Genomic DNA, 6,405 nt, shown 5'->3' with positions numbered 1-6,405 from the left:
CCTGATCCCATCCCGAACTCAGAAGTGAAACGATGCATCGCCGATGGTAGTGTGGGGTTTCCCCATGTGAGAGTAGGTCATCGTCAAGATTAAATTCCGAAACCCCTATCTGCTGACGCAGGTAGGGTTTTTGTTTTGCCCGCAGGAAAGTTGTGGTACCAGCGGTGTGCAGACTAGGTACCTGTCGCACTGATGGGCACCCGTTTAACTGCGTAAGGTGAAACGTCTACGCCTCGGGTACCGGGCAGCTCAGATCCCCTTCCTTGCACTTGAGATAGGTCTTGAAGGTCTCGACCCGCGCCTTGGTAAGCGCCGTGATGCAGTTGCCGTAGATCAGCGGATAGACGCTGCCACCCTCGACTCCGGACGCAGAGAACTTGCACTCGGTGTCACGGAACCCGATCCAGGCCCGCTGTGCCTTGACCAGTAACTGCTTGGCCTCGGCGTTGTCTTTCAGGCGCGCTGTGATCTGCTTGTACAAGCTATTCAGCTCGTTGTCGGCGGCATCCTTCTCTTGGGCCGCGCATTGGTTCATCTCGCCCTGGGTGGTGGCATTGGCGCAGTCGTCGGCTTGGGCAGCGGCGACAAACAGGATCGGTGTCAGGGCCAGCAGCAAGCGTGAGGACATGGTCGATCTCTCCTTGAAGGGGGTAAAAATGCCGGAGAAGTGTACCTCGCTGTTTTAGGTTTTAGTCCTTGGCCCATCGTCAAACAACGGTCTGATACAACTTTCCGGTTGGCCTTGTGGTCTTACAAGCCTACTGTTGAACACAGGAGGTGACCCATGCATTTATCCGATCGTATCGAAAGAAAGATCCTGCTCAAGGCGCCGCGTTCCCAGGTCTGGCGTGCCCTGGCCAATGCCGAAGCCTTTGGCCAATGGTTTGGCGTGGCCCTGGAGGGCAAGCGCTTTGTGGCCGGTGAACGGACCCAGGGGCAGATCACTTATCCCGGTTATGAGCATCTGACCTGGGACGTAGCGGTGGAGCGGGTCGAGCCTGAGCGGGTGTTCTCGTTTCGCTGGCATCCCTACGCCATCGAACCCCAGGTGGACTACTCTCAGGAGCCCGAGACGCGGGTGCAATTCGAATTGGAGGACATCGACGGAGGCACTCTGCTCAAGGTGGTGGAGTCGGGGTTTGACGGTATTCCCGAAGCACGCCGCCTCAAGGCTTTCCGCATGGACAGTCGCGGCTGGGATGAGCAGATGGCCAATATCGAAGAGTTCCTGAACAGATCTTGAGCTGTTATCCATCGGCGGCTTGATGGGCTCACCTGAGGGTGCTAAGGGTTTTCGGAAAGGTGGTATAGCGAATGTCTTACACGCGATGGTAGTTATGTCGACTATTGCGCTTTGGATCCGACGCGTATTCTGTACTCATCCACTGAAGCACAGGGAGTGCTCAGGATCAGGGACGATCGACCTTGCAAGGATGGCTATCGACAGGGAGTCGTAATGGTCTTGGAAAAACCCGCTTCGGCGGGTTTTTTTTCGCCTGTAAAAAGGTCCTGTGGGCCCTGTATGGCGAAAGGCTTACACATCGGTGCTGCATTCTCGTCTTTTTCCAAGGCAGCCATGGGCTTAATCTATGTCCATCCACTGGGTACAGGGAGTGCTCGGGATCACGGATGATGGGACCAGGCATGGAATGCCAGACAGGGAGTCAAATTGGTCCTCAAAAAACCCGCTTCGGCGGGTTTTTTTTCGTCTGGGAAAACGTGCGCCGACCCTGCGTCGGAACTTGCGCGGATTGGAGGTCAGGCGCTGTCGGTCTGCAAGGCTTGGGCACGCAGGCGAGCGATATCCTTGCTGGGCGAGGCGCCGAAGAGTCGACTGTACTCACGGCTGAACTGCGAAGGGCTTTCATACCCCATCTTGTAGCCGATTGACGAAACGTCGCTGTTTTCCGCCAACAGCAGCCGTCGGGCTTCTTGCAGACGCAGCTGCTTCTGGTATTGCAGTGGGCTCATGGCGGTCACGGCCTTGAAGCGGTGATGCAATGCCGAAGGACTGAGGTTGATCATTTGTGCGAGGCTGTCGATGCTCAGCGGCTCGGTGTAATGAGTATTGAGCCACTCGATGGCGCGGCTGATGCGATGGGCCTGGGTGTCCGGGATGGCGATCTCATGCAAGCGCTGGCCTTGGGCGCCTCGCAGCAGACGGTAGAAAATTTCCTGCTGGGCCAGAGGAGCCAAGGTGGCTATGTCGTCTGGACTCTCCAGTAATCGCAGCAGGCGCAACACCGCGTCGAGCAGCGGCGCATCAATGCGGTCCAGGAACAATCCACGCCCGGTTCGTTGAGCCGGTACACCGATAGGGCTGGTGTCTGCGATCAAGCGGCAGATTTGTGCCGGGTCGATGTCCAGGCGAATGCACAAGTAAGGTCGCTCGGGGCTGGCTTCGATGACCTGTCCGGCCACTGGCAGGGTGACCGAGACCACCAGGTAATTGAGTGGATCATAGACGTAGCACTCATCTGCCAGCCGTACCTCCTTGCTTCCCTCGATGATCACGCACAGGCCAGGCTTGTGCACAACATGCAAGGCATCGGTTGGCTGGTCGCTGCGAATCAGGTGCAAGGTGCCGATGGCGGTGGGGAATACTCCATTCTCTGGCGCAAAACGTTTCATCAGCGCCGCCAGTTCGGCGCGGCGCTGGTTGATGCTGTTGTCTGGCGCAATCTGTATGGACGTGGATACCGACATGCCAAGCAATCTCCCTGGCCAAATGAATAGATCGCGCTAGTAAAGCCGATTACGCGACCGGCAGCCATAGCCGGTTCTGTTGCTACAGGATCGTGCAAGTGCACAGGAGGATCCAGCTAACCCTGCCATCGACTGCCTCCCTACTCTGGACTTGTCAAAACGCTCCCACCAGGGGCGGGCACATCCAGATGAGGAAACCATTATGTCCAGTATCCAAAACAAAGTTGTCGTGATTACCGGTGCCAGCAGCGGGATTGGCGAAGCCGCAGCACGTCTGCTGGCCGCCCGCGGTGCCCGCGTGGTACTTGGCGCCCGGCGCGTCGATCGTCTGCAAACACTGGTCCAGGAGCTCGAAGCCGATGGCCGGCAGGCTGTCTGCAAAGCCGTAGACGTGACCCATCGCGACGATGTCCAGAGCCTGGTCGACTTCGCCGTCGAGCGTTTCGGCAAGGTGGATGTGATCATCAACAACGCCGGTGTCATGCCGCTCTCCAAGCTCGAAGCGCTGAAAGTCGACGAGTGGGATCGGATGATCGACGTCAACATCCGCGGGGTGCTTCATGGCATTGCGGCCGGCTTGCCATTGATGCAGCGTCAGCGTAGCGGCCAGTTCATCAACATCGCGTCCATTGGGGCCTACGCCGTCAGCCCCACCGCCGCTGTGTATTGCGCCACCAAGTATGCCGTGCGGGCCATTTCCGAGGGGTTGCGTCAGGAGGTCGGTGGTGATGTGCGGGTGACGGTGATTTCCCCCGGCGTGACCGAGTCAGAACTGGCCGAGAGCATTTCCGATGAGGGGGGACGCGCCGAAATGCGTGTATTCCGCAGGATCGCCATACCCGCCGAGGCCATAGCCAGGGCGATTGCCTACGCCATCGAACAACCGGCGGATGTGGACGTCAGCGAACTGGTCGTACGGCCGACGGCCAGTCCGTACTGAGTGAAATGAGCGGCGAGCGAACGATCCGCTCGCCGCAAACCACCAGTGGCCCATGTGGCTAATCTGTGTACTCAAATTAACCGTACAGACCGCTAGGCAGGCATTTCCAACCGCGCCGCCGCACGCTCGGTGATCTGCGAGCGCACCCGGAACGACTCCGCCGCACGCCGCTTGGCTTCCTCCAGAATTTGCGCCGGCGCGGTGTCCGGGCAGCCGGCGTCGAAGGGCGGGGCCGGGGCGTATTCGAGTTGCAGCTGGACCAGTTCGGCGGTGTCCTGATCGAACAGTTCAGCCGCCAGGGTCAAGGCAAAATCGATTCCGGCGGTAATGCCGCCACCGGTGATCAATTTGCCGTCACGCACCACACGGTCCTTGATCGGGGTAGCGCCCAGGGTCGACAGCAAACTGTGGTAGGCCCAATGGGTGGTGGCCCGTTTTCCTTGCAGCAGGCCCGCCGCACCGAGCACCAGCGCCCCGGTACACACCGACGTGATGTATTGCGCTTGGCTGGCCTGGCGCTTGATAAACGCCAGCGTCTGCTCGTCTTCCATCAACGGACCAACGCCAGTGCCACCGGGGACGCAGATCACGTCCAGCTTCGGGCAGTCTTCGAACGTGGTGGTGGGCAGCAACACCAGTCCGGTGCTGGAGGTGACTGGCGTCAGGTCTTTCCAGATCAGGTGCACCTTTACGTCTGGCAACGAGGCCAGTACGTCATACGGGCCGGTCAGGTCCAACTGTTGGACCTGCGGGAATAACAGCAAACCGATCTGCAATGTCATGGCGCTTCTCCTTTAGATAATGCCCGGGGGGTGGACGGTTCTACTTTAGGTCCGTAGGCTCTGGCGTATACGCCAATAAGCCCACGAATCACGCCAACATGCCCAATTCACCGAAAACCGTTCATGTACTGGCTTTTGCCAACGTGCAAGTGCTCGATGTCACCGGGCCTTTGCAGGTGTTTGCCTCGGCCAACGATATGGCCCGCCAGCGAGGCCTGCCATTGCCATACGCACCCACGGTGATTGCCGCCGGAGGTGGTGCGGTGGTGTCTTCGGCGGGTTTGGCGCTGATGGCCGAGCCCCTACCGACCGAAGGCAGCGATACCTTGTTGATCGCCGGCGGCTGGGGCGTGTACGAGGCGGCGAAGGATCCGACGCTGGTGGCCTGGGTCAAAGATCACGGCCAGCGTTCGCGGCGGGTGGCCTCGGTGTGCACCGGGGCGTTCCTGCTGGCTGCCAGCGGTTGGCTGGACGGGCGTCGAGTGGTTACGCACTGGACGCGTTGCGAACAACTGGCCGAGCAGCATCCGCAACTGCGTGTCGAGCCCAATCCGATTTTCATCAACGATGGCCCGGTCTGGACCTCGGCCGGGGTAACGGCGGGCATCGACCTGGCCCTGGCGCTGGTGGAAGACGACCTGGGGCGCGCCGTGGCCCTGGAGGTCGCTCGGCAGTTGGTGGTGTTCCTCAAGCGGCCGGGCGGGCAATCGCAATTCAGCGTGACCTTGTCGCTACAGAATCAGGGCAGCCGTTTCGACGAACTGCACGCCTGGATCGCCGAGAACCTCACCCAGGACCTGGGCCTGCCCAACCTGGCTGCCCAGGCGGGCATGAGCGAACGCAGTTTTGTCCGTCACTACCGCGCCGAGACCGGCCAGACTCCGGCGCGGGCGGTGGAATTGATTCGCGTGGAAACCGCCCGCCGCCTGTTGTCCGACACCGGTGTGCCGATCAAGCGGGTGGCGGTGCAATGTGGCTTCGGCAGTGAAGAAACCCTGCGTCGCAGTTTCCTGCGGGCCATGGGGGTGACGCCCCAGGCGTATCGCGAGCGTTTCGCTGTCAGCCTTCAAGCAGATCCAGCAGGGCCTTGAGCGTGGCCTCGGGGGCCTCCTGGGGAATGTTGTGACCCACGCCGCTCAGCACTCGACGCTCGTAGGGACCGCTGAAGTGCCTGGCGTCTTCATCCTGTTCAGGGGCTGGCCCCACCCCGTCGTCGGCCCCGCACAGGGAAATGCTGGGCACGCTGATGTCCGGTTGCGCCGTGAGCTGTTCTTCCATCCATTCAAGGGTCGGATCCCCCGGTGCGTACATGAACCGATGGCGGTAGGAATGGATCACCACGTCGACGAAGTCCGGGTTGTCGAAAGAGGGCGCGCTGAGTGGATACAGTTCCGCGCCGCGCTTCCAGGTCGGTGACCACAGACGCCAGAGCCACTCACATAGCTCACGCCGGTTCTGCGTGAGGCCTTCCACGCCTCGGGCGGTATGGAAATAATACTGATACCACAAGCGATGTTCCGTCTGCGGGTCCAGCGGCTGGGTTGACCGGGGAATGTCCTGCAGGTTGTAGCCATCGCCAGTGACCAGGCAGCGCACGCGCTCGGGCCACAGCGCCGCCACGATGCACGCCGCTCGGCCGCCCCAGTCGTAGCCGCATAGCGCTGCCTGGGGGATGTTGAGTCCATGCATCAGGTCCAACAGGTCCTGGGCCAGCGCGGCTTGCTGGCCGGAACGCATGATCGCCGGGTTGTTGAATCGGGTCGGGCCGTAGCCGCGCAGGTAGGGCACGATGACCCGGTAGCCACGCTGAGCCAGGACTGGTGCGACTTCATCGAAGGCCCTGGGATCATAAGGAAAACCGTGCAGCAGGATAATCGGCTCGCCGTTGGCGGGACCGTGTTCTTCGTAGGCGATGCGCAACAGCGGCGTCACCGCGAAACTGATCTTGGGATCCTGGTTCATCTCGGCCTCCGGCTG

At 60.7% G+C, this 6,405-nt stretch carries 7 protein-coding genes and 1 rRNA gene; 4 read left to right on the top strand and 4 right to left on the bottom strand.

The genetic code is table 11. The features are described 5' to 3' along the window. Positions 1-89 (top strand): 5S ribosomal RNA (gene rrf, locus CGA22_RS17270); the annotation flags it as partial. Positions 90-226: 137 nt separating this feature from the next. Here rrf and CGA22_RS17265 read toward each other — a convergent pair. Beyond that, positions 227-628: a lysozyme inhibitor LprI family protein gene (locus CGA22_RS17265; protein WP_041020957.1), complete on the bottom strand. Its 402-nt coding sequence runs from the start codon at positions 626-628 to the stop codon at positions 227-229. Between the two features lie 156 nt (positions 629-784). On the opposite strand from CGA22_RS17265, the gene CGA22_RS17260 reads away from it, so the two are divergent. Next, positions 785-1,243 (top strand): SRPBCC family protein, encoded by a 459-nt coding sequence (locus CGA22_RS17260; RefSeq protein WP_041020956.1) that lies wholly within the window; start codon positions 785-787, stop codon positions 1,241-1,243. 515 nt (positions 1,244-1,758) lie between these two features. On the opposite strand, the gene CGA22_RS17255 is transcribed toward CGA22_RS17260, so the two are convergent. Beyond that, positions 1,759-2,706 (bottom strand): AraC family transcriptional regulator, encoded by a 948-nt coding sequence (locus tag CGA22_RS17255; protein ID WP_041020955.1) that lies wholly within the window; start codon positions 2,704-2,706, stop codon positions 1,759-1,761. A gap of 202 nt (positions 2,707-2,908) precedes the next feature. On the opposite strand from CGA22_RS17255, the gene CGA22_RS17250 reads away from it, so the two are divergent. Further along, positions 2,909-3,646, top strand: coding sequence for an SDR family oxidoreductase (locus CGA22_RS17250; RefSeq protein ID WP_041020954.1), 738 nt, complete (start codon positions 2,909-2,911; stop codon positions 3,644-3,646). A 92-nt stretch (positions 3,647-3,738) separates the two neighbouring features. Here the strand turns inward: CGA22_RS17250 and inhA are convergent, their stop codons facing one another. Further along, on the bottom strand, positions 3,739-4,428 hold the full coding sequence (gene inhA, locus CGA22_RS17245) for an isonitrile hydratase (RefSeq protein ID WP_041020953.1): 690 nt from the start codon (positions 4,426-4,428) through the stop codon (positions 3,739-3,741). A 98-nt stretch (positions 4,429-4,526) separates the two neighbouring features. Between inhA and CGA22_RS17240 the strand changes: the two genes are divergently transcribed. Then, positions 4,527-5,519, top strand: coding sequence for a GlxA family transcriptional regulator (locus CGA22_RS17240; protein ID WP_041020952.1), 993 nt, complete (start codon positions 4,527-4,529; stop codon positions 5,517-5,519). Here CGA22_RS17240 and CGA22_RS17235 read toward each other — a convergent pair. Then, positions 5,488-6,390 carry an alpha/beta fold hydrolase gene (locus tag CGA22_RS17235; protein WP_041020951.1) on the bottom strand — a complete coding sequence of 301 codons (903 nt, stop codon included), beginning with the start codon at positions 6,388-6,390 and terminating at the stop codon, positions 5,488-5,490. The two genes, CGA22_RS17240 and CGA22_RS17235, sit on opposite strands and share 32 nt — an antisense overlap. Between the last annotated feature and the right edge of the window lie 15 nt (positions 6,391-6,405).

It is taken from the genome of Pseudomonas sp. PSB18, assembly GCF_014596565.1.
GTDB lineage: Bacteria > Pseudomonadota > Gammaproteobacteria > Pseudomonadales > Pseudomonadaceae > Aquipseudomonas.
This window is presented reverse-complemented; position numbering and strand designations above follow the sequence as displayed.

Bases quoted from the DNA above. Each gene is read 5' to 3' on its own strand.
- CGA22_RS17235 (WP_041020951.1), bottom strand. From the start codon at position 6,390: ATGAACCAGGATCCCAAGATCAGTTTCGCGGTGACGCCGCTGTTGCGC.
- CGA22_RS17250 (WP_041020954.1), top strand. From the start codon at position 2,909: ATGTCCAGTATCCAAAACAAAGTTGTCGTGATTACCGGTGCCAGCAGC.
- CGA22_RS17240 (WP_041020952.1), top strand. From the start codon at position 4,527: ATGCCCAATTCACCGAAAACCGTTCATGTACTGGCTTTTGCCAACGTG.
- CGA22_RS17255 (WP_041020955.1), bottom strand. From the start codon at position 2,706: ATGTCGGTATCCACGTCCATACAGATTGCGCCAGACAACAGCATCAAC.
- CGA22_RS17265 (WP_041020957.1), bottom strand. From the start codon at position 628: ATGTCCTCACGCTTGCTGCTGGCCCTGACACCGATCCTGTTTGTCGCC.
- inhA (WP_041020953.1), bottom strand. From the start codon at position 4,428: ATGACATTGCAGATCGGTTTGCTGTTATTCCCGCAGGTCCAACAGTTG.
- CGA22_RS17260 (WP_041020956.1), top strand. From the start codon at position 785: ATGCATTTATCCGATCGTATCGAAAGAAAGATCCTGCTCAAGGCGCCG.